Raw genomic sequence first — 23,784 nt, 5'->3', positions numbered from 1 at the left:
CTGATGAAATCTGCTGCACCACTAATCGGGATAGAAAACGAATGTCCGCAACTCTATACTTTCTCTTGGTGGTGCATCTGAAGGACTGGTAGGATCTTCAAAAGCTGTATGAGCCGCAAATCTAGCGCGTCCGTCTTCCGCAGAATCGAAACATTTGATAAACAGTAGTTCGTCTCTTTGCATTTGCGGAAAGTAGAACCATTGGTGTTCTTGGTTATACGTAACTGCGTAGGTTTCACCAATGCGATCGCGGTATACTAAATCTCCGGCTACAAGGTCGCTTTGTGCAATACTTTGAGCATCACACACTGCCAACGGTGACTCTTGAATTGTTTGAGCAATCCCCCGCCAGACATTGATAATGGCAAACCTTTTTTGTAATAAACTACCAATGTCTTGTATCCCTCTTGCGCCCAACTCTTTATAAGCCCTGGTATAACCAGATTTGGCGGTGAAATCGTTGTGTACGCGCTTGGCAGGCTCTTTAATATTGTTTTCACCGGGCTTTGATTGTGCCGCATTCCGCAAAGTGTGATCAAAGATCACCACTTGAGTTGCACCCGTTAGTTCTTTGAGTATTTGCTCGGCTTCTGGATAATAGACTTGACGGATTTCGTCTTCATCATAAAAGTCGCGGACGCTGGTATTGTAGGCGTTAAAGGCAAAACCTTGCTGATCTAAAGAGATTTTTTCCGCGATGGCACGAGCATTATAAATAGGTAGTTGATAAGTCTGGAAAGTGCCGTTGGTACGGGGAACTCCTGGTGGTGGTTCATAAGTATAGTTGACAGGTTTTTCTGCCATCGGGATGAGATAGCTGAGATTAGCTTCTACCGATGGCAAACCATAAGCAAGCGGTTTATCTAGAACTTGATGATTGAAGCTCATAGGTTATACCTATTGGAAAATTATCAAAACTACGCAGATTTAGCCGACTCCCGCCTTAGCTGGCTGTTGCCACACGGCATTGGCATACAGTGATGGCTCAAAGTCTGGTGCAACATTGTCACTGGTAATTCGGGCTTCGTGTAGTGACCAGTCAGCAAAGAATAAGTCGTGGCTAATGCGTGAGACGATTGCTGGCACATCCCGCCGGATGCTGGGGACATCGCCGATGGGTAGACCAAAACTGACGAAGCCAGCCGGATTAAACACATGAATATCTTTGAGATAAGAAGCCGTACCAGGGACTTTTTCTAGATATTCATGAGCAGAACCAAGGTAAGGATAGGTGCTAAGTTGCTCGTTGCGTTGGTCGGCTGGCGGTTCGTAGCGATCGCGCCACAGGGCAATATGATGAGCAAAATCAGCTAGTTCTGGCCGTCTGGTGGGATCGACAAAGTAGCCAGTCCCCGCGATCGCAAAATCGAACTCAAACACATCATCATTCACTTGCGCCACAATGCGATCGTCTTGAGCATTCACTTCTTTCCACGGTGCAGATAAATGCAGATGGAAATTAGCAAAGGCTGTGACTCGCTCAATCGCATCCGGTGGTGGTGTTGAGCCAACTTGATTAAACCGCCAAGCTTGGAACCACCGCGCTGCATCAGGTAATTGCCAATAGTTATTGTAAGCTCCAGGATAACCCCGCACACGAATCACAGGCAAAGATGCAATTTGCGATCGGCGTGCAAATAAATGCACTTCCTTTGCACCTGATTCTAGTGCCACACCAGCCGCATCAAAAGCCGAAGCCGCCGCACCCAAAACAGCTACCTTCTTACCACGCAACGCCTCAAAGTCAATTTCTTCCGAGGTATGTGCATATAAATTGCGTGGCAGAGATGTTAATACAGAGGGGATGTTTGCCCCACCAGTACCAGCTACACCATTAGCAAAGATAATCTTACGTGTGGTTTCTACCTGTGTGACACCATTCACTTCCAGATGTAGGCGAAAGAAACCTGCGGCGGGTTCAACTCGCACCAACTTTGTCTGATACCGAACTGGAATGTCTAAGAAATGCCGATACCAACTAAGATACTCTGCCCATAATACTCTGGGAATGCGGTCAATAGCGGCGTATGCTTCAGATCCGTGTCGCGCCTCGTACCAAGCCTGAAACGACAGTTCGGGGATTCCCAGTTCTGGCCCTGGGAGATTTTTCGGTGTGCGTAGCTTTTTCATCCGCGCTCGTGTCAGCCATACGCCTGCATTAGCTTCGTTTTCAGCTGCATCGATAATTGTCACGCGGCCAATACCTGCACGTCGCAGCGCAAATGCAAAAGTGCTACCACTGCCACTACCACCTACTATGGTGACATTGTGGTCAATCTCTGGATGATCAGGTATCCAGTTTTCGGGATCGGGGCCGATGAGGCGCAACGCTTCGCGTGCGGCAAAATCAGCGTCAGTCGTTGTTGTCATATCGGTCTTTCAGGATGAAACGAGGTTTAAGCGAGATTCGTACTGGAAGAAAAATAATCGTTTGTCTGATGCCAAGATAATGTTTTATTACAACCAAAGTTAGTTGCAGACATTTATAGGACTTACGAGCAAACTTCGGGAGGTCATGGAGGAATGAGAGTTTAAGAGAGTTCTTGCGTAAGTCCTAATTTACTAATTACTGCGCCAAGAGTGAGATAAGTCCCAAGGATTTCGTGTTGTGAGTGATTGACCACAAATTTTTGTAGTAATTTACTCAGCAGATACAGCTTACATCTGTTGATACCAAAAATATGTACTGACGATCACAATCTTTGTGACCCTAATAATTAGTTTATCTAATATTAAGTTTTGCAAACAGCTTATGGTTCATGAAACCAAGTAAAAGAAAGGCCTTTTAGCTTACTAAAAAATCCCAATTTCTTGGGTTTTGGTGGAGGAAAACATTGAGCATCAGGAGATATTTGTGGTGGTAATTCCCAAATATCACGGCTTTTATATCCTTCCCGTTCTGCTAAAGGATAATGTTCGTTAATTGCTCCAAATTCACCGTCTAATAATTCTCTTTCTATTTCGTGAAACATATTTTCACCATGAATAAAATTTTGAGAATCTGTACTTTGCTAGATAAGATTCATATCCTATTTCTGCTTTCCTACTCCCCACTCCCCATTCCCTACTCCTTATTTATTTTGATTTCTGCTTTACTACTCCCAACTCCCCATTCCCTACTCCCTATTTATTTTGATTTCTGCTTTACTACTCCCAACTCCCCATTCCCTACTCCCACCTTTAAAGCTGACTTACCCAAAGAGGAACAAATTACATCATTTTGTGGCGTATGAATCCGACTACACAGCACATCTCGATAATGTCTTTCCAGGGGATTTTTTTTCGATAAACCCGGATTTCCGATTAGTTGTAAACCAGTTTCTACGGCTTTAATTGCATTATTGGTGACTAAATATTTAACTGTTTGTGCTTGTAAATTTACCTTCGGATCTGGTTCACCTTTATCAATATCTGTTGCTAGACCATAAATTAATCGCTGGTTAGCATAAAGTAAGGCTTCAATTTCACCAACAGCTACTTGAAAGCGGGGTAAAGTTGCGAGACTTGCGCCTAAATTAGTAGGCGATCGCTCATTCAAATATTCCACTAACCAATCTCTGGCGGCTGTTGCTACACCTTGATACAAAGCACTCAACAATAAACTGCCAGCAGCCAGCATTAAGGGGTCGGGTTGTGACCAAGCTTTTAAAGGACGCACATCCAAGGCATATTCTGAAGGAATGCCAACATCTTCTAAAATCAAATCGTGACTGCCCGTTGCCCTCATCCCCAAGTGATCCCAAGTTTCCACAATCTTGATCCCTGGAAGATGTCGCGGAACCAAAAAACTCCCTATTTGCGGTTCTTCATCTTCTGTTCGCGCCCACACTACGAAGTAACGCAAAATCGGACTGCCTGTAGTGTATTGTTTGTGACCAGTGATTAACCAACCATCAGATGTCCGTTTAGCGATGGTGGCTGGTAATCCGCCTCTGGCTGGTGTGCCTAATTCCGGTTCCACACGGGCAGCATTGAGTAACGCAATATCTTGCACAGACTCTCGACACAATCTTTCATAAACAACCGGATGCCAACGTCGGTGTCGGGCGGCGTTAGCGTGTTGTAAGTAGTGCATTGTTAGCACTAAAGCAGTAGAAGCATCTCCACTAGCTATCTTTTCAATCACCCGACAGGCTGTAGTGTATCCCACCGCTAACCCGCCAAACTCTACGGGTACAGTCAGACTTAATAATCTAGCTTTGTGCAGGGCATCAAAGTTTTCAAAGGGAAAAGAACTATCACTGTCATGGATAGCGGCACGAGTGGCAAAATCAGCAGCCAGAGAATCCACAAGTTCAAACAGATTGGGTAAGAATTTTGCTGTTGTGGTAGCTGCTTCTAAAACAGGTGGTTTGGACATTTAGCTAATCCTGAATTGGGGGTGTAAGGGGGTTAGGGTGTAGGGGCGTTAGGGTTCAAGGGTGCAATTTTTCCCCTATACCCCTATACGCCTACACCCCTACACCCTTAGTTTGATTTGCATTTATTAATATCTTCGTTAAAACTGTTATCCCACAGTTGTTTGACTTCAACCTTGGCAGGAATTACACCTGCTTTAAAAAAGGTATCTGCAACTTTTTGTTGAGAAGCTATGGCTTCGTCAGAAATAGGTAGGATTTCTTGACGGCGTTGTTTTTGACCTTGTTGGGCATCTTGATAAACTATGCCTTCGTCAACATTAATGGCGGTTGAATATGTCTTTGACCATTGCTTGAGGTTAGATTCCCGCCAGTTTTGGGATTTTTGTAAGCGACATAAGAAATCTGCGATCGCTCCTTTTTTTTGTGGATCTGCGATCGCATTTGGTGAAGCAATAATCACAAAGTTACCGCTTAAAATATCTTGTGCCGATTCCAACACCCGCGCCCCTTCTTTTTGGGCTTGGGGAATAGAGTAACCGTAAGTCGCCCAAGCATCTAGTTCGCCTTTACGAAAAGCCGAAAGTCCATCGGGTATCGACAACGGAATCGCATTGATATCCTTCATCGTCAGCCCGACTTTTTCCAACATTTTAATTAAGAAGTAGTGGGCAGTTGTGGCTTTAACGTAACCGACTTTTTTACCTTTGAGATCAGCAATGGTTTTGGCCGTTGAGTTCTTGGGTACAAGCACAACTTGACCAGTAGTCGGCCCTTTGAGAGTAGCGATAATTTTGACCGATGCTTTCGATTCAATCGCAAAAATCGGCGGAATTTCACTAGCCGAAGCCAAGTCAATTGCACCAGCGTTGATGGCTTGTACCATCAAATTGCCACCAGTAAATTCAGTAAACTGCGTTTTGTAGGGGAAATTATCTTGTCCAGCTAACTTTAAACTCAAATCCCAACCACCTTTGTACTTAGCCACACGTAATTGAGTTGTATCCGATGCTGCCACTTCAGAGGGGGTGGGATTTGCTGCGATCGTTGTTGGACTGGTAGACTTAACCTCTGAGCAAGCCGTTGTTGCTAAAGCCAGGAAACAACCCAGAGATAAAATAAAATTCTGCCGCAACCAATTAGTAGACACGTTAATTTTTAGGTATAAAAAGACAATTAAAGAAGGCAGTGGTTCGACTTCGCTCACCAACCAGGTAGGAGGCAATTTTTTCTAGTTATGGCAGTAAGCAAGTTGGTTAGGGCATCGATAAATAATAAAACTTAGACAGTACAAAGCTTTTAACCCTGTCACCCGCACCTATTACCTGTTCCCTACACTCCTTTTCTCTGCAATCATCACCGACTATTCCAACAAGTCTGGTTCTTCGCGCACAATCCGGTCATAGAGAGGCTGAAAACTAAACCAACCGCCCGTATGAGTTCCCACTTGACCATGAGTAAAACTTGCAGTTTCATGATCAATCGGCAGTGGTTTGCCAGCTGCTTCTGCCAACAATTGGGCTTGAGCCGATCGCTCAAAAGAGATGTACCAAAAAGCCGCCTCGTCTACTGTCTGACCCACAGTTAAAAAGCCATGATTCCGCAGGATGACAGCCTTTTTATCTCCCAAAGATTCAGCAATTCTTTTACCTTCGGAAGTATCTAAAACTACGCCTTTGTAGTCGTCAAATAGCGTATGGTCTTGATAAAAAGCACAAGCATCTTGAGTTAAAGGGTCAAGCAAACGACCCAAACTTGACCAAGCTTTGCCGTGTAGGGAATGAGCATGAGCGGCTGCAACTATATCCGGTCGCGCTTCATGCACCTGGGAATGAATCGCAAAGGCGGCGCGATTTACAGGCGCATTACCTTTGACCACTTCCCCTTCTTTATCAACTAACAACAAGTCAGAAACACGGATATGACCAAAGTATTTACCCAAGGGATTCACCCAAAAATGGTCGGTAAATTCAGGGTCACGGGCGGTAATGTGGCCTGCTATCCCTTCGCTAAAGCCAAAACGACCAAACAGACGAAAAGCTGCTGCTAGGCGTTGTTTGCGATAAAGACGTTCTTCTTCCACCCGTTCAAATACTGGTGGTTCGGGTCTAGTGAAATTTGGCATAATTTTTTCCAGTGCTGAACAGGTATGTGTGGGTTTTCCTTGTTTTATTTGAAAAGTACATTGGAATATCCAGAGCGAAAAGACCGCACACTATTTTGTTGGGGATGATAATGATGTCGCCAAATGCTACCAGTATCATTCCCCATAACATGAATTGAGATTGATGGCGCGAAGACGTTAGTAGCTTTGACAGAGTGAATATCGTTATCTGGAGGTAATAAATGATAAATATCCCCAGTTTTCACTTGATAAGTTCCTACCGTTTCTAAATAGGCGTATCCTTCTAATTCACCGTTATCTACGCGACGATATACTGTTTCTTCTTGTTTACCTTGATACAGTCCAACTAGTCCCCAAGATAAGTGATCGTGGACAGGTGTAATTTCATCGGGAGGAATCACCAAACTAAAAATAGTTAAGGAGCGATCCTGAGAACGATACAATAACCATTGTCCGATTCCCCCGCCTAAACCACTGTCAGGATTTGGCTGGGCAAAATTTGTTGGTAGCCAGTTCTCTTTTTTTAGCAGTGCTGCAAAGTACGGTTCTAGAGTATTGAGAGTTTCGGCGCGGTTATGAGTCGTGCTAGAGATAATGTCTTTAGCTGTTGCTACAAACTCACGCAAATCAGGGCTATCAACAAACCATTGGTCTGCTTGTAGAGGTTCAAGAACAGTTGTCTGAGGCATAGATTTAGCTGATTTAAGCTACGGTTGCTGTTTGTCTTTCTAGTCGTTGGACTTCTTGACGCACCAAAGGAATTACATCTCGACCATAGGCTAGAGCATCTTCCACAGGGTCAAAACCACGAATCAAGAGTGTTGTTACCCCAGCTTTGTAGTAATCAAATAATGATTCTGCTACTTGTTCTGGAGTTCCAACCAAGGCTGTAGTATTACCCCGCGCACCAGTCGCAGCTGCAATTGGTGTCCATAAACGCTTATCGTGGATTTCCCGTTCTTTGGCAAAATCCAACAACCGCAATGAACCCACAGCTTCGGGTACTGCCGGAGCCTGACCACGGATTTCATTAATCCGCGAGAGAATATAATGGGCTTTTTCCCAGGCTTTTGCTTCGGTTTCGCCCAAAATTGGACGCAAGGAAATACTGAAACGTAAATCTTTCCCTGGCGGTGCTGCGGCTTTCACTTCAGCAATGCGTTGTTTAATCGCGCCTATGGGTTCTCCCCAAAACGCATAAACATTACTGTGCTTTGCACCTACACCCACAGCCGCACCAGAAGCACCACCAAAATATATAGGAATATGTGGTTGCTGTAAGGGTTTAACGTCAGAAAATGCGCCTTTGAATTGGTAAAACTCGCCTTCATAATCGAAGGGTTCTTGACTTGTCCATACTCGTCGCACAACATCAAGATATTCATCAGTTCGACGATAGCGAGTATCATGGTCAAGCCAGTCACCATCACGCTGTTGTTCAGCATCACTACCACCAGTAATGATATGTACTGCAACACGACCATTGCTAAAGTGATCTAATGTAGCTAATTTGCGTGCGGCTAAAGAAGGAGACACAAAACCCGGTCTATGAGCCAGTAAAAACTTGAGTCGTTCTGTTGCAGCAGCCACATAACTAACAACGTTAAAACCATCTGGCCCTGTGGAACTATAACCAACTAGCACCCTGTCAAAGCCGCCATCTTCATGAACTTTGGCAAAGTTACGCACATAGTTTAAATCTATACTTCCCCCCGTAATTGATACGGTAGGACTATGTAACTCTGACGCATTTCGCGTACCAATCATGCCAATAAATTCAACAGGCATAAATATCTTTACTCCAAGTTATTAATCATGAGTCACAAATTCTTCTCCCTTCCCTTGTCTCTCTTCTCCCCCTACCTCACCTAGAAGCAGTAGTTCCCAAGGGACATACAGATGCAGCAATATCTACTTTTTGGGGAATAATTTTTTGTTCTAATAACCAATCAGCCGTTTTTTGGAGATTGGCAACATCTTCACTGTTGGGAAAGACGTAAGATTCAGGGCCGCGATTTTGAGTTACTTGTTTGGCTACTGCATCCGAAAGTTTTAATTCTTTAACTAAAAAATCTGATGCAGCATTAGTATTTTTATTTAGCCAATCACCATCTTCACTTAAAGCAGTCAGAGCAGCTTTAACTGCTACAGGATTTTCTTTGGCTGCATCACCGCGCACAACCATAATGCCGTAGGTCGGTGCAGGGTGTGTCGTGGTAATTCTTCTGGCTTTATGTTCTAATTCCGCAATCGAAATATAAGGTTCCCAAACTGCCCAACCATCAACAGAGCCTTGATATAACGCAGGTGCAGCGTCATTTGGTGATAGATAAACTCGCTGAACTTTTTCTTTAGGAATCTTTTCTTTTTCCAAAACTTTTAATAGTAAATATTCGCCTGCACCACCTTGATTGACTGCAACTTTTTTACCGACTAAATCAGCAGGTTTACGAATAGGAGAATCACCACGAACTACGATCGCACTGCCCAACGAATCGGGACTTGGACGCTGTACAGAACCAATACAAAGAGGCTGTCCCGCCGCAATTCCAGAGATGGTAGGAATATCACCACACCCGCCAATATCGGCTCGATTACCATTGAGAGAACTTAACAGCGTAGCACAACGGTCAAATGGGCCACTCCATTCAACTTTAATATTTTGTGCTGTTAACTGACGCTCTAACTCACCTCTTTGACGCGCTAGGGGAATAATGCCGCCTTTTTGGTAGCCCAAGCGAATGACATTGTTTTTCTCTGTTGTTTTGGTAGCAACAGTATTTGAATTTGAGGTTGTATCTGATTTAGCTGAGACATTTGTAGCTGTTTGTTGGCTGCAACTAGAAGCGATCAATCCTATCAAAGAAACTGCGATCGCTAATATCTTACCAGTAGAATATTTTTTTGTATCCGCAAAGCGGTGGTCTTGGTAATTATTCACCACAATTTACTCCTTGATGTCAATTTTTAGGAGTTTAAGCAGCCATTATTGATGATGATAGCAACTTAAATACATTAAATCGACCGATTTACCGTATTTAATAAAATCAGCATACCATCTTTCGATAGACTACCCAAACCAAATCAATATTTCTTTATCTCTGAACTAGAGAATAAAAGCTTGGCGCGAGACATTTTTGCTAAAAAACTGGTACAAGCCTACCCTTATATTCCTGATTGATAAAATCTTTGACTTTAGGGTCAACGAGTAGCTTATTTAACTTTTGAATTTTGGCTTCATTTTCTCGACCCTGCAACGTCACGAATGCCAGCGCATATTTTTTATCTTTGGCTGTTTCCTGACCCATAGAATTAGGTTCTATCCCTGCCAGCGCAACAGTTTGAGCCGAAGATACAATAAAATCTACGTCATTAATGGCGCGGACTACTTGTACACCTTCAACTTCTTTGATTCGCAAGTTTTTGGGATTAGCGGCAATATCTCTTCGGGTAACAAATTGTGGAGCATTTTCTTTTAACTTAATTAGACCATTTGCTGCTAATAATCGCAATCCTCGGTCGTTATTGATGACATCATTCGCAATTGTGACAGTTGCATTTTGCGGAATTTCGCCGACGGATTTGAGATTTTTTGAGAAAAGACCAAGTGTGTTTAAATAAACTGTATTTAATGCTACTAAATTTATTTTCAATTCCTTCACAGCATTATTCATAAATGGTCTGTGCTGAAAGAAATTGGCATCAATTACCTTATCTCTCAAAGCTGTGTTGGGTTGTATCCAGTCATTAAAGGTAACAACTTGAATTTCTAAGCCTTCTGCTGCTGCTAGATTATTATTGACAAATTTCAAGATATCCTGAGCAACTACACCAGTTACGCCAACTTTAATTATTTCTTTTTGCTCTTTTTGGCTAATTGTCTGCGTACTATTATTAGATTCTTGGGTTGCTGGTTGGCTACAACTGGCAAATATTAAAGAAGCAGTTAGAGAACCTAAAGCTGTTAAGAAAAATCTGCGTGTATTCATAAAAATTTTAATTAAGAAGGATGATGGAAATTTCTTATACCAATTCTGTGTGAAGTTGCGATTAATAAGAAACGAACCGCATAGACGCGGTAGCGGCTTCCCGCAGGGTAGAGCGCAAAGTACACGAAGAGAAGAAAAGAATAAGAGAGAGTTTGGCGCAGTTTTGTAAAGAAATGGTTTTACGGTTTTTGTTTAGCGTTTTCGCATACGTTGAGCAATTAAATCACCTAAGAATTGAATAATTTGCACTAATGCAATTAAAACTACAATGGTAGAAAACATTACTCCTACATCAAAGCGTTGGTAGCCGTATTGAATGGCTAAATTACCTAATCCCCCACCGCCTACAGCCCCAGCCATCGCGGAGGAGTTAAGTAAGCTCACAATCAAAATTGTCATCCCTAATATCAATGAAGGAAAAGCTTCGGGAATCAAGACTTTAAGAACGATTTGCCAATAATTACACCCCATTGCTTGGGCGGCTTCGATGAGTCCCTTATCAACTTCTAAAATGCTGGTTTCTGCAATGCGTCCAAAAAATGGAATGGCGGCGAGGGTAAGGGGAACTAAGGCGGCGGTGCTACCGATGGAAGTACCAACAATTAAGCGGGTGAGTGGTGTTAACACGACAAGCAGAATAATAAACGGAAATGACCGTCCCGTATTGACGATCGCACCTAAAACTTTATGCAATTTGGGAAAGTCTAATAAGTTACCAGGGCCAGTCATTACCAACAATAAGCCCAAGGGCAAGCCTAAAAAGATTGCAACTAGGGCAGATATCCCAACCATATAAAAAGTTTCACTAGTGGCTTGCAGTAAACTTTGGAGTAATTCTTGCCCTTGCATTCATACACCTCTCAACATAATTTTTAGTGAATGGACTCAAATAAACTTTGCGTTCCTCCGCGCTTACCTCTGTGTTCCTCTGCGTTTAAAACCTAAGTCCAGCCTGTTTCAATAGTGGTAGAACACGCTTACCAAATAAATCTAAATCCGGCTCGAAATCGTAAAAAGCTATCTGAAAACCATCAACACCAGCTTTATTGAGTTGCACAAGTTGTTCGGTGATTTGTTCTGGCGAACCAATGAGTTGCACATTACCACCGATCGCACTGCCAACGCTATGACGCAGATTTCCTTTTTTATGCCCTCTCCAAGCGTGTGCATCGCTGCTAACAAGGGAACGTCCCGCAATTGATTCATGATCAGCCTGGTCAACAATGGCTTGGGCATATTCTTCTGCCTCTTTTTCCGTTTCACCCAGGACAATCAACGGATTTAGCAGCGTGCGGACTTGTCTACCTTGAGCGATCGCAGATTGTTTCACTCGTGCTGTATGGGCGGGTAAGGATGACAAAGCACTCTCTATATCTCCGCCAGCCGGACTGGTGATAAACACAATATCAGAATGACGACCTGCAAACTCAATACCCGCATCTGAACCAGTGGCGTTAACTAAAACAGGACGACCATAAAGCGGACGAGGGCTAATGTAAGCATCTTTGAATTGCCAAGAGCTTTTTTGACTCTGGTAAGAAAAGTTCTCGGTTTCTGACCAAAGTCTCTTTAAGACAGTGACAAATTCATCAGCCATTTCATAGCGGCGATCGTGTTCGATTTGACTCCAACCGAACAATTCATGCTCATAAGCCCGGTGTCCCGTGACAACGTTAATTCCCCAGCGACCTTTGGAAATGTGGTCTAATGTCGCCCCAAATTTAGCTAAATGAATGGGATGCCAAGGCCCATAAAGAACGTGAATGGTAGAAATTAAGAGAATCCGCGAAGTCATTCCCGCCAGAGAAGCTGTTGCAATGAAAGCATCTAAACCAGCTTCCGTGCGAGTCGGCCCCTGTCCACCCTTGGGTTGCCATGTGGAATAACCAAAAACGAGGTCAAATCCCAATTCCTCAGCTTTTTGGGTCAACTTGGCATTGTAGTCAAACGACCAATCAGTAGTGCGAGGTAAATATGATGAACTCCAGCCACCGTGATGAATTGGTAAGAACAATCCCAGTAGTACAGGCTGTTTGAGAGCTTGAGATAATGGACTGTCGGGATAGTCTGCGGGAGAGGCGTAGACGCAAAGCGGCTTGTCGCCAGACATCGCTTTTCTCTCTGTTTTGACAGCAGTGGTATCAATTACGCTCATAGAATGGTTAAATCCTTTTAAAATTTCTTTCTTTGTAGGCTAGGACGTACACATAAGTTATCGAAGTTCAACCACATCCCGCCTAGAACTAAAGTTCCAGGCTCATAGCCAAAGTCCACTCAAGTGGACTAGAAGACATTTTTAGTTGAGTCATCTTCAGATGACTTGCGCTATGAGACTCGGAATTCATTCCGAGGCGGGACAGATGCACTACACGAATATTTGTATGTACACCGTAGCCCTACACCCTTAAACCCCTACACCCCTAAAAGAATCCTCTCTGCGGTAATGGCGTACCGTTTATCTCATAGTCTCCAATCGCACGAGCCTTAAAGTGATTGGGATTATGTGAGGATAAAGTACGGGCATTGCGCCAGTGACGGTCAAAGTTTGAGCTTTTTTTGGTTGTCGAAGCCCCGCCAACTTCAAATAGTAGGGTAGCTGAACGTAACGCTAAATCATCAACAATTAATTTGGCTTTGGCTGCATTCAAAGAAGTTTCTAACGCTACAGCCGTTTCTGTTTCTTCACCTTGGGCTTTAGCCGCAGGCAGGCGATCGAGTCCATCGGCGGCGGCTAAAACGATCGCTTCTGCTGCAAAGGCATTAGCCGCAATTTGTCCGACGGTTTGCTGTAAGATGGGGTCGTCTGCTGCTTGCTCGGATACGGCATGGTAAAAAGTCCGAGGACGTTTATGAACGAGGTTTGTGGCATCACGCAGCACGCTACGAATAATGCCAGCGTTGATTGCCGTCAAAAATAATTGGGGGATGATATTGTATGGCAAATTGTCTTTGTCTGTGTCTGTCTCAAAAAACACTTCACTTTTCTCGACACGGACATTCGTGAAGTTAGTGGTTCCTGTGCCTGTAAGCCTTTGACCAAAGCCATCCCAATCATCTACAAGCTCAATCCCATCACGGTTTGTCGGGATGAGAATAAACGCCGTAGTGCCATCTGGTACTAGTACCCGCACAAAAATCAAGTCTGCATAAAGGCTGCCAGTGCTGTAATATTTCGTGCCATTCAGACGATAGCCGTCGCCATCGGGTGTTAATTTTGTATTCACGACTTGACCACCGCCAGCCCGTTTAACTTCTAATTCGGTGGAAGCGAGGCCAATAATTGCCCCATCAACTACTTCCTTTAGCCAGCGACGATTTCTTTCGGTGCGTTCTGAGCGCAAAATTCGCTCTGTGACAGAAAAATGATTCCGCACAATGTGAGCCACGTTCGGGTCAGCATCGCCTAACTTAATCACCACCTCGAATAATTCCCGCGCCGTGCTACCACCGCCACCTTCCGCAACGGGGATTCGCAATGCACCCAACCGAGAACGCCGGATTAATTCAACCACATCAAACGGCAGGATGCGATCGCGATCGCGTTCACTTGCTCCCAGAGCAATAAAATCAAACAAAGCTTGCAATTCAGGAGAATTGGCAGTTACAGGAGATGAAAATTGGATTGTCCTATCCGTAATTTTCTCTGGACTTTTAATCATTATTTCTGTCTCCGAATTTTCTATCTTGTATAAAATTTGTCTTAATAAGTGGTGAGGCTGTTCTTGGGACATTGCGAATGCTCTACGAATCTATCTCTATTAGTTCACGCGTCAATACCGCTTCGTCTTTCCAAAGTTGACGAATACTTCCACTTCCAAAGCTATTCCAACGACCAACTTTTAAGATCAACAGCAAACTACCAAAAATTTATCGAATTACCGTAGATTGATATTCCCAAATTTTTCATAGGTTGTCAATCTCATTGATTACAGTGGTGAAACAGGTAGACTTAATGAATCAAGTATAAAAAAATACTTTCTATAAAGCCTTAGAGAATTATAGAAAGCTGAAGCTGTAATATTTAGTATTCAAACTCGCATGAATTTATACATCTAAAGGAGTTGGTAAGACGCGCCGATTTTTATATTCATTAGGTTCGCCATCTAGTGGATTTTGCTCTCGTTCAATTTCCATATAGCGAGTTTTTGATGCTGAGGGACTTTGCCAACTCAGCATTTTTAAAAGCATTTGAATCCTGGGTATATCTTGAAACTTTCCTGTTTGTCTAAGCTCTTGAAGAATATAATTTTCAAACACCCGTTGATAATCTGGGTTATCATCTAGGTCTTCTGCTATTTCCCAATTGTTATTGTTAAATAACTTGCTATATCGGGCTTTTCTTTTACTTAAATATAAGCTACTTGCTATTTTTACTGCTCCCATACCCAAAGGTTTACCCATTCCTAGTGAAAGGCGGTAATTATCATTTTGAGCAATATCAAGAATCCAGATTAATGCACCAAGTTCGACGTTAGTTAAGTTTTCAAAACGGATAGTAAATTTAAATGTAACACCTGGGTTAATTGGTTTAATCTGAGTTTGAGTATCTTCATTTTTATCAGGTTTAGGATGTTGAATATCAGGATTACTTCCTTTATGCCAATATAGTTTATGTCCACGAATTACAGTTTCTTCTGTAGGTTGACTTGCATAATGTTTAAGTTTTGACTTGTCAGCATTAGTTTCTTCTGGTTGCACTAGATAATGCTGATATGTAGTAGGCTTAGGACTAGCAAGAATCTTGGGAGTGATTATACCTTGATTCATAAATACTTGATCTAAAGGAGTTTCACAAGTTGCATCACTCACAGAAATTCTACCTGCACGACTTTGTTCTTTACCTTCAGGTTGTTGAGTACGTCTGACAAAACCGAAAATTGCCTCAGCAATATCAATTACAGAATCATCTCGTAAATGTTCTGGAATAAAATCTACAACTGTCGCCGCTTTACCATCACCATTGGGAGAGTAGGGAATGCGGAAATAGGGACTATAACCAAATAATGTCACGATATTTCCTTGTTGTGGTTGACAATAAAATACAGGACGGCCTTCTTGCAACATTCCTAATTTGTCGTCAAAAGGAGGTTTTTTCTGAAAGTCAGTTAAAGCATTCAAATAATGATCTTTTGCTTCTGAATCAATTATGTATGTTTTATTAGGATTAGGATTAGGAGCAAATACAACGCAGTGATATGTGCGTATGCTTTCACTGTCAGTGTCAGAAGTTTCCTTCATGTTTCCGCTAGTGACTAATGTACCTTGATTGAGTGGGTATCGTTTGGGAATAGTAACATCTTCAGCTATATATCGTCTCTTAGGTTTAATTCTTTGATAACTAATTGGTAAATATTGTGGTAGATAATCTAAATCATCAAATCTCTTTAATTCAGGAAAATCAGCAGATGATAAATCTTCTTCTTTTACCCAAGCGAATGATGTTAAAGAATTGTTGACTTTAATTTCCTTAGCTGGTGTAATCTTCCAGGTATCACCATCACGTTTGAGATAACCAGCTTTTACCTTACTGGAATCTATATATTGTCGGTATGCTTGTGCTAGGGAATCATCTTTAGGTAAGGTGGCAACAGCACGAAAAAATAATCGCCGAAAGTCTGAGACTTGAGATATCTTGCTGAAAGTAATAATTTCGATTAAATTCCGTAGCATTCCTCGCAAGCTACTACCAGGAAGTACGGGTTTTTTAGTGATTGGGTCAATGTAATAAAAATCTGGTACATTTTTTGCTTCTTTACCATCTTTAAATTCTTCTTGGGTTAATCCACAACGAATGTAGAGTGGTGACGAAGTTGTTAATGTGCATTCAATTCTGCCAGTATGCCTATCTGAATAATAGCGGTTATTATCGCGTAGCTTGCCATTAGGTTCTAATTCTGATGTCACTATTTTATCAGGTAGCTCGACAAAATTGTAAGGTGCGATCGCCTGCCGATGAGTTTGAATTTTACGAATGTGCTTTTTCATCAATAACCTTCCTTGATTTCAGTGATACAAGCCGACTAAGAGAAATTCGAGCTAAACCTGTTTTTTCGTCATCATCAATATAATTACGAACAACAAGATACAGAGGACGATATAATTCTTTAGTTCTATCAAACTCAATGTTTAGTAAAGGTACAGCATGACGTAAACCTTGAGAACCATCTGAAACTAAAGTAAATTTATCTTTAACTTCTTCTGCTTGTGTTCCCCAAAGAATTTGTTTTTCGGTAATAAATTCTGTATCTTGATCATCTTTGATATTAATAGCTCTTAAACCATCTTCAGTTCTCCAAAACATGATTTCTTGACTATCACCAAAAATTCGACCTTGTTGTAAGGTTTCATATCTAAAAAATGGGAATTTATATTGAGAAAATAATTCTTCAGGTTCAGTCGCTGTAATTAAATTACCTTCCAAATCAAAATATCCCCAGATGACACCATCTTCTGCATGAACTAAGAGATATTTTAAGCTAGATTCTGAAGACTGAACTTTTGCTCTTATCCATGCACGTAAGTCACTAGTATTAGAGATGGCTTGAATATCATCCAGGATTTGACAATCTGGTTTATTCATACTGTTTTACCTGATTTACAAGTTCTGTTACTAAATTATTTAATTCAGCTTGGATTTTATTGAAAGAAGATTTTTTATTCAGCAAATCCTCGACTTGCAATTTGTTATCCTTAAGTTTAAATTTCCATTTTTTGGGAACATCTGTATACCAATTAATCGTTGCTTCCTTACCTTGTAATCTTCCCCGTCCGATGCTACTTGTACTACCTACGGGTAAATCACCAGTCCATAAATCTTTCAGTAATAAAATCAGTAAGCCAATTTCATATTTTTCTGGTTTGCGTAATTCGATTTTTAATTCTATTTCTGTCTGATCACTGGCGAAAATTGGTTGTTCTTGAAATAATGCACCATGTAATGCACCACCAGTAAATCTATCAATCGCAATGCGCGTTTGAACTAAATCGTTGGTTTCTTTAATTATGCTTTCATCGACTACTAACCGACTAGCTTGTGCTTTTTGATTGTCGTTTTGAGAAGCTGAATCAGAATTATCTTTTTTCTTTTCGACAAAACCAAATAGCTCATTAATTATCTGCTCATTTACTATTTGATGATTTTCAGCTAGGGTATTCACAATTCGTTCGGCTCGATGACGCAAGACACCAGCTAAACTAGTACCGGATAAAATTGGTTTGAGTTCACCATTGCGTCGGGATTTGAGATGTACGTCATCGGGAGCTTTATTAGTATCAGCTTGGTAGGAACGAATTAATAAGGGACTTGCAAGGGTAAAGATTGCTTGGATTGTAAGACGATTTCTTTTATCTTTCCAATTTGGTTTTATCTTAATTCCTGCTTTTTGAAATGCTTCTACTATTGTTGGATAAATGTTATACGTTGGAAGTAAATCTGTTTTCCAATGTTCAAAATTCAACCATTCTTTTAGCTGGTCGAGTTTTTGTAAATCAAATTGCCATACTTGCCATTTTATTACATGACAGCGACCAAATCCGCGTCTTTTTTTTATTCCTATGGAAATTTCACTGTTTTCTAATCCTTGCAAAACAATGAATAATTCTCTAATTAATTGCTCGCGGTTATCTTTTGCTCTTACTAATAATTCAAAGTAAAGTTCAAATTTAGTACCAGCTTCTAATAGTTCTAAATCATATTTCTTTTTATCTACTGCTGTTCCTGTGCTACTGTTGATTTCCACTCCGTCTCTTAACTCAGTTTTGATTAATTCACTACTTAATGAATCATTGACAATTAATGGACTTTGTTCACCATCATTATCACTGCGATCGCTACCAAATAATAATGATGTTTCTGTTGCATCATAGCCATTTTCAACTTCTCTTAAATAATTCCTTAAAGCTCCTGTAATAGATGAACCCATGAGCAATGCTTTATCTTCTATAGTATCTCGTAAAATTACTAAATCGACATTTCCATCCTGATCACCACTTCCTAAACCAGTGGGTGTATCTAAAATTAAAGTTCCTTTGATAATTATACGTTCACTAATCAAGCGTTGATTGCGGCTTTTAAGACGTTGATAATTCATCTAATTTTCTCCTTTGTTGCTTTCTTCACTAGTGCCATAATTAACCTTAATGTGTATTTCTCTGCTAGTTTACTTTCTATGGCTAATTCGTCACTAATACTTCGTTCTACGTTAGCAATTTTTACTTTTTTCTCTTCTTGATTACTCATCCAAGTCCAAGAATTTGGATTGTTTAACCAGTTCTCAAGCTGCTCTTTAAAAGACAGATTATTTTCGCCTATTTTTAATTTTTCAAACGGACTACTATTATTTATAAGTGATAAAACCAAGTCACAATTACCTGTTGCAATAGCTTCTCTGGCTAACAATTCTAGTCGAGAAAGTTGACTGTTAGTAATATCACCTTTGATTGAATTTATTCCTAGATATGTTTGTAAAGCTTCTTCTATCTTTTTGTGCAACATTCTCTCAGCCATTTGTGCGGCTAATGTACGTGATATCTCTGTTTGTAGCTCAGGTAAATTATTGCTGGTATTTTTATTTGGTCGATTGAGGGTAAATTCTTCTTCCTTAAACCAGTTAATAGCAACTCTACCAAAACCTTCGACTCTTTTTTCGCCAATACCTCTAAGTTCTATTGCTTTAATTTTTTCTAGTGTTAAATCAGAATTATCTATTTCAAAAACGAAAATGCTACCAGATGTAAATGCAGGAACAGTCGGTAGAGGTAATCCCCATTTGCGATTGAATCCACCAACTATAGTAGAATTAGTAAAGCATTTGATTGGCTGAAGTTCTAAGCCTAAAATTTTTTGTAGTTCTCGTGTCAGTGGTGCAGGTATTTCGTGTTTTGTAGACGGTGGAATTATTGCATATTGACCCCAGTCATCGTGTAATATCAAATTACTCAAGAGTGTAACCGTCAAGAAATCTCTCTCGCTTCTATCATCATCATCTCCAGAAATATTGACTTCGTTCCAGTCAGCAGCATCAATGATATTACTGATATGAGTGATTTTAGTATGTCCATACCCTGCACTTTGAGAACCACCAAGCCAAATATCTGGTGATATAGTTAGCAACTCTCTGATGAATTGAGCATCAGTTTCATTACTACACAAAATTACTGCTTGAAAAGTCTGTTCGCTATCTATGGCTTCGTAACGAAATATTTCTCCTTCTCCTTGTAGTTTAGTCGAACGTCCTTTTTTGCGATCGCGTCGATTATGAATATTAATCCGTCGCGTTTCCGTATAATAATTTATACTGCCACGCTCCGTAGTCCAAAAACCTTCTCCAACAGGTTTGGGACTTTCTGGTTCGTCTCCTCTTTCAAAGCTAAAATCATAAACCGTTACAGTAGATTCCTCAGTTAATTCTGCATTTTTTTCCTTAAACCAAGAACGAGGAATTGGTAGAGTGCGTTTACCTTCGTTACTGTGCAAGTAAGCATTTAAATAACAGGTACTATTTCCATCAAAAAACAACCGCTTCACTTCATCCTTAGCTAAATCTAATTCTGATAAACCATGCTGTTTCATGTACCGTCCAATTACAGCACCCCGAATCATACTACCGGGAATATAGGAATAAGAAACATCACTATTTGGATCACCCTCAAATGAAGTTGCAAGTAGTGGTTGTTGAGTTTGTAATGACACAGTAATTACTTTCACTAGACTTTCTCCTCAACTTTGCCAAATAAGTTTAGATAATCATGGGTAATATCTTTTCCAGAAATATAATGTAAAGTACATTTGATATGACCTCTTCCTCTGTTACGTCCACTTCCTATGCGTCTTAAAGCTAATGTACTTGCAGATAAAAGAGATAATATTTCATCACTGGGTTGAGTTTCAAAAATTAAATCTGCTTGAAATTCCAGTTGACGTATAACTACCCGAAATGAGCGCAAACTACCTTCCTCAGCTACACCTATTTGAGAGTTAATAGCAGTTTGACGGCGAATTGTAGTTAAAGAATCAAGGATTTCATTGCTCGTTAATTCTTCATTCTTAATTTGCCAAGCTACTGCTGTGCGTAAATCTTCTGGTAAACAAGCATCACCAACGTGCATGATACCTATTGATTCTAAAGAACTACCAGGTATACCGAATAGAGTACAAGCAATATTTTCCCAATAAGAAGAAATATCTTCTGGTAGGACACCTATTAAATTATCTGCTTCTTCACTTAATAACCCTTTTAATGTCCGTCCGCGTAAGTAAGGAAAACCATAAGCATCATGCTCTACTTCTTGGTCAATCACACCTGCGACACCATCACCCCTACCAAAAGTTGTATCACTCAAAAGTGTGATTTTTAATTTATATATAATCATTTAATCACCTTCTATTCCTAAATAAAAATCCATAGCTTCAATAGCATCAAAGTAACCACACCTATCATTTACCCAACCTTGTTTGATTATTGTTTCATTTTGTCCCGATAAATCTGTAAACGATGGTAAATTTGGTAATTTATAAGTTAGTAGAAATTGTGCTACAGCATCAGTAGAACCTTTCCGTAGCACCTCTCTCAATGTCATGGTTTTATTTTTGCGCCCTTTCCATTCATCTCCCTGTTTAAACTCCTTAATAACTTGAACTAAACCTGACCAAGTACGCCATTCATCCTGATTCTCTAACCGTAATGGACGCATTTCTAATTGCCAATTTTTATCTTTTACTCGATATTCACGCTGACGAATCTCGGATATTGAACCTAGTAAACCACTAGCTGCAAAATGCCAATCAATTGCGGAGAAATAATCTGAGTCATATTTTTCTCGCTCATATTTCACAAATTTCTTTGCTGATTTACTACATAAATCTTCACTCATCTTATAAGCTCGTGAAAAAGGATAATGAGTTTTAACGACACAAACACCAGCGCAAGCTGTTAAAGGTTGTCCGTCACTGACTTCTTGTTCTTCAAATTTTTGTAAAAATAACGCCGCCAATTCTAAACCTAGTCTACCTTCACAGAGCAAGGTAATATCATCGCCTGCATAAACTAAAGGACGAAGAGGAAGATAGAATATATTACCTTCCTTATGTTTCTTTAATTCAAGTTCTCCCAATTTACCAATAACTCTTCCTAATTCAATCTTTTTTATGAGAGTTTCAGCCACAGCTTTAAGTGCATTAGTACCTGCTACATCAACACTGTCAGAGAACCTTCGCATTGCATTAATGTAATCTCGATTTTCTCTATCCTTACCATAATTTTTAAATCTATCTCCCATCCCATTACCATCAATATGGACAACGGCTACATAGCTAGATTCGCCTTCAGAACGACCTAGATTATCAGTTCGGTACGGAAATTGATAAATATTTTGGTCAACTACTTCCGAGAAAATGTCCTGAAGTTTTTGATTGGCTTTTTTAACAGCTTTTAATTTCTGTTTTGCTTCAGTAGAAATTAAATATCTTTCTTTTCCTTCATCGTCATCATCATTGATTTCCTTATCTCTATCACTTATATCAACAGCAGGAAGTTGAGTTGAATTACAACTAGCTGTAACACCTAAACCTAATAATGGTGCAGAATGTATACGCTCATATTTTTGACGCTCTATCTCATTCTTTTTCAAGTCTTCAACTATTTCATATAAATTATCTTTATCCCAATCAAAATCAGCATGAGCAACTAATAAATTTACCCCTGATGCTTCGGTTAAAACCTTTTTACTCAATATCCGAGTAAATTTGATAGCAATTTCCCGTGATTTAAACACTATCAGAGCATTACCACCATTTGCATAAATTACTTCTGCATTAAGTCCGCTAGTATCAATCGGGTCTTTTTGACGAGTTTTATGAACTCCAAAGTTAGTTTCTAGGATGTCTTCAACCCATTCTTTTGTCGCTTGGGATAAAAGAAATGAAGCTCCAATATTTTCACGCAGCCGGTTGGTATTGAAGATATAATTTTGCTTGCCAGTTGTATCAATTACAGTAACAGTAAATTGTGTCATTTTGCTTCCTTGTCATTTTCACTAATCCAATTAACAATCTTGCTAGATAAATCTAGTAAATCTGCACGTCCAAAAACAGCAATTTTTTTACTGGAAAGTGTATTTGCAATTTCTGATTTGAGAGTATCTGGTTCATCAGAACAGCAAATTAACGCGACTCTTGCTTCGTCCCCTCCCATTTGTCTGGCTCTTAAATATGCTTCAAAAAGTTTACCCTTACATATATCTTTCTTTCTAGCAGTTGTGCAAGAAATTGCAAAAAGCTGATAACCGCGTGTAAAAGCGACATCAAATTGAAATTTATCTTTAGATTGATTAGGAATACCTTCAAAATCGAATCCGTAGTCTTTTAGAGATTGACTATTCGCAATATTTTTGACTTGTTGTAATGTATAATGCTCTAGCCATATCCCATCCAACCATTCACAAAATTTCTCAATTTTTGAAAAAATGTTAAGGTTTGTGACTTGTGCTAAAGCAAGTTGATTCTTACTAGTTAGTAATTGTACTTCCCCAAATACTTCTATTATTGCTAATGGTAATTGGTCTAAAGGTAGTAATAATTTAGATAATTCAGTAGGAGACTTCCAATCTCGGTTCTTATTTTTCTTGCGTGCTTGTTCACAAAATATCTTTTCATACCAATCAAACCACTGTTTTTCTTTCGCCTTATCTGCAAACACTTTGACAAGTTCTTCAGCTAGTTCTAGTAATTGTGTTTCTTTAGTAGGACGCTTTTGTAACCTTAATCCATGTAATTGAAAAAGAGTTTCCAGCTTTAATTCCAGCGTATCTGGTGTAACTTTTAAACGCTCTCGTTCGTTATCTTCCTTATCTATACATATTTCTAACTTACGAGCGTCAAGATAGCTAAAAATAATACCGTTACGTCGTCTGTAGATTTTATGAGTTGTATTTTGCGTATCTTGAATTTCCTCATAAAACAACGTCCGGTAAGAGTGTGCGGACATGGCTTTTGTACCACCTGTATAATTTAGCCCTATTTTCCCGTTGTTGATGGTCTTTAACTTGGCGTTAATTTCTTTTTGAATGTAGTAAGCATCTGACTCATACTGATTCAGTGGTAGAAATTTCACACTAAACTTGTTTTCAGGCTCGTTATCAAAACTCGTTTTTAGCCGCTTGGCTTCATCGAAGGTATCTGTCGTATGCACCAAATACGCAGTTCCACCCTGGTGAAGCAACAATTTAGCAGCTACGTAATTAGGTAGGGGGTTTTCACCAACCAGCAAAAATAGATGCTCAACTTTATACGGCTCAAACTTAGATGTATTCATAG

The 23,784-nt window shown here is 40.3% G+C and carries 20 protein-coding genes; all 20 read right to left on the bottom strand.

Features of this window, described 5'->3' with window-relative positions; genetic code table 11:
* Nucleotides 1-21: 21 nt before the first annotated feature.
* The 20 genes from H6G79_RS14735 to H6G79_RS14640 all read right to left on the bottom strand — a co-directional run bounded on the left by H6G79_RS14735 (nucleotide 22) and on the right by H6G79_RS14640 (nucleotide 23,782).
* Nucleotides 22-888, bottom strand: coding sequence for a CmcJ/NvfI family oxidoreductase (locus H6G79_RS14735; protein ID WP_190589574.1), 867 nt, complete (start codon nucleotides 886-888; stop codon nucleotides 22-24).
* A 39-nt stretch (nucleotides 889-927) separates the two neighbouring features.
* Nucleotides 928-2,370 (bottom strand): NAD(P)-binding domain-containing protein, encoded by a 1,443-nt coding sequence (locus tag H6G79_RS14730; RefSeq protein ID WP_190589575.1) that lies wholly within the window; start codon nucleotides 2,368-2,370, stop codon nucleotides 928-930.
* 380 nt (nucleotides 2,371-2,750) lie between these two features.
* Nucleotides 2,751-2,972 (bottom strand): hypothetical protein, encoded by a 222-nt coding sequence (locus tag H6G79_RS14725; protein WP_190589576.1) that lies wholly within the window; start codon nucleotides 2,970-2,972, stop codon nucleotides 2,751-2,753.
* Nucleotides 2,973-3,127: 155 nt separating this feature from the next.
* Entirely contained in the window at nucleotides 3,128-4,360 is a 1,233-nt protein-coding gene (locus tag H6G79_RS14720; RefSeq protein WP_190589577.1) for an acyl-CoA dehydrogenase family protein, read from the bottom strand.
* A 107-nt stretch (nucleotides 4,361-4,467) separates the two neighbouring features.
* Nucleotides 4,468-5,583 (bottom strand): ABC transporter substrate-binding protein, encoded by a 1,116-nt coding sequence (locus tag H6G79_RS14715; RefSeq protein ID WP_242048361.1) that lies wholly within the window; start codon nucleotides 5,581-5,583, stop codon nucleotides 4,468-4,470.
* A gap of 138 nt (nucleotides 5,584-5,721) precedes the next feature.
* Complete coding sequence (locus H6G79_RS14710; protein ID WP_277877250.1) at nucleotides 5,722-6,495, bottom strand: class II aldolase/adducin family protein; 774 nt, start codon at nucleotides 6,493-6,495, stop codon at nucleotides 5,722-5,724.
* Nucleotides 6,496-6,527: 32 nt separating this feature from the next.
* Nucleotides 6,528-7,172 (bottom strand): hypothetical protein, encoded by a 645-nt coding sequence (locus tag H6G79_RS14705; protein ID WP_190589579.1) that lies wholly within the window; start codon nucleotides 7,170-7,172, stop codon nucleotides 6,528-6,530.
* Between the two features lie 13 nt (nucleotides 7,173-7,185).
* Complete coding sequence (locus H6G79_RS14700) at nucleotides 7,186-8,271, bottom strand: LLM class flavin-dependent oxidoreductase (protein WP_190589580.1); 1,086 nt, start codon at nucleotides 8,269-8,271, stop codon at nucleotides 7,186-7,188.
* A gap of 76 nt (nucleotides 8,272-8,347) precedes the next feature.
* A complete protein-coding gene (locus H6G79_RS14695) occupies nucleotides 8,348-9,427 on the bottom strand; it encodes an aliphatic sulfonate ABC transporter substrate-binding protein (RefSeq protein ID WP_313933915.1) in 1,080 nt (359 codons plus the stop codon).
* A gap of 196 nt (nucleotides 9,428-9,623) precedes the next feature.
* A complete protein-coding gene (locus H6G79_RS14690; RefSeq protein WP_190589581.1) occupies nucleotides 9,624-10,472 on the bottom strand; it encodes a MetQ/NlpA family ABC transporter substrate-binding protein in 849 nt (282 codons plus the stop codon).
* Between the two features lie 192 nt (nucleotides 10,473-10,664).
* Nucleotides 10,665-11,321: a methionine ABC transporter permease gene (locus H6G79_RS14685; RefSeq protein WP_190589582.1), complete on the bottom strand. Its 657-nt coding sequence runs from the start codon at nucleotides 11,319-11,321 to the stop codon at nucleotides 10,665-10,667.
* Nucleotides 11,322-11,406: 85 nt separating this feature from the next.
* A complete protein-coding gene (locus H6G79_RS14680) occupies nucleotides 11,407-12,627 on the bottom strand; it encodes an LLM class flavin-dependent oxidoreductase (protein WP_242048358.1) in 1,221 nt (406 codons plus the stop codon).
* Nucleotides 12,628-12,892: 265 nt separating this feature from the next.
* On the bottom strand, nucleotides 12,893-14,131 hold the full coding sequence (locus H6G79_RS14675) for an acyl-CoA dehydrogenase family protein (protein WP_190589583.1): 1,239 nt from the start codon (nucleotides 14,129-14,131) through the stop codon (nucleotides 12,893-12,895).
* A 385-nt stretch (nucleotides 14,132-14,516) separates the two neighbouring features.
* On the bottom strand, nucleotides 14,517-16,457 hold the full coding sequence (locus tag H6G79_RS14670; protein WP_199333947.1) for a TIGR03986 family CRISPR-associated RAMP protein: 1,941 nt from the start codon (nucleotides 16,455-16,457) through the stop codon (nucleotides 14,517-14,519).
* Nucleotides 16,438-17,052 (bottom strand): CRISPR-associated protein Csx19, encoded by a 615-nt coding sequence (gene csx19, locus H6G79_RS14665; RefSeq protein WP_190589585.1) that lies wholly within the window; start codon nucleotides 17,050-17,052, stop codon nucleotides 16,438-16,440. Before csx19 ends, H6G79_RS14670 begins: the two co-directional genes overlap by 20 nt.
* Nucleotides 17,045-18,562 (bottom strand): RAMP superfamily CRISPR-associated protein, encoded by a 1,518-nt coding sequence (locus H6G79_RS14660; protein WP_190589586.1) that lies wholly within the window; start codon nucleotides 18,560-18,562, stop codon nucleotides 17,045-17,047. Before H6G79_RS14660 ends, csx19 begins: the two co-directional genes overlap by 8 nt.
* Nucleotides 18,559-20,178, bottom strand: coding sequence for an RAMP superfamily CRISPR-associated protein (locus tag H6G79_RS14655; protein WP_190589587.1), 1,620 nt, complete (start codon nucleotides 20,176-20,178; stop codon nucleotides 18,559-18,561). Before H6G79_RS14655 ends, H6G79_RS14660 begins: the two co-directional genes overlap by 4 nt.
* The gene (locus H6G79_RS14650; RefSeq protein ID WP_190589588.1) at nucleotides 20,178-20,843 is read right to left on the bottom strand and encodes an RAMP superfamily CRISPR-associated protein; all 666 of its coding nucleotides are present in this window, start codon (nucleotides 20,841-20,843) and stop codon (nucleotides 20,178-20,180) included. The genes H6G79_RS14655 and H6G79_RS14650 overlap by 1 nt, the downstream gene beginning before the upstream one ends.
* Entirely contained in the window at nucleotides 20,844-22,484 is a 1,641-nt protein-coding gene (locus tag H6G79_RS14645) for a Cas10/Cmr2 second palm domain-containing protein (RefSeq protein WP_190589589.1), read from the bottom strand. It abuts the gene before it with no gap.
* Nucleotides 22,481-23,782, bottom strand: coding sequence for a DUF1887 family protein (locus H6G79_RS14640; RefSeq protein ID WP_190589590.1), 1,302 nt, complete (start codon nucleotides 23,780-23,782; stop codon nucleotides 22,481-22,483). Before H6G79_RS14640 ends, H6G79_RS14645 begins: the two co-directional genes overlap by 4 nt.
* Between the last annotated feature and the right edge of the window lie 2 nt (nucleotides 23,783-23,784).

This window comes from Anabaena sp. FACHB-83 (genome assembly GCF_014697485.1).
Lineage (GTDB): Bacteria > Cyanobacteriota > Cyanobacteriia > Cyanobacteriales > Nostocaceae > Nostoc_B.
The sequence above is the reverse complement of the archived record's forward strand: the minus strand, read 5'-3'. Positions and strand labels throughout refer to the sequence as shown.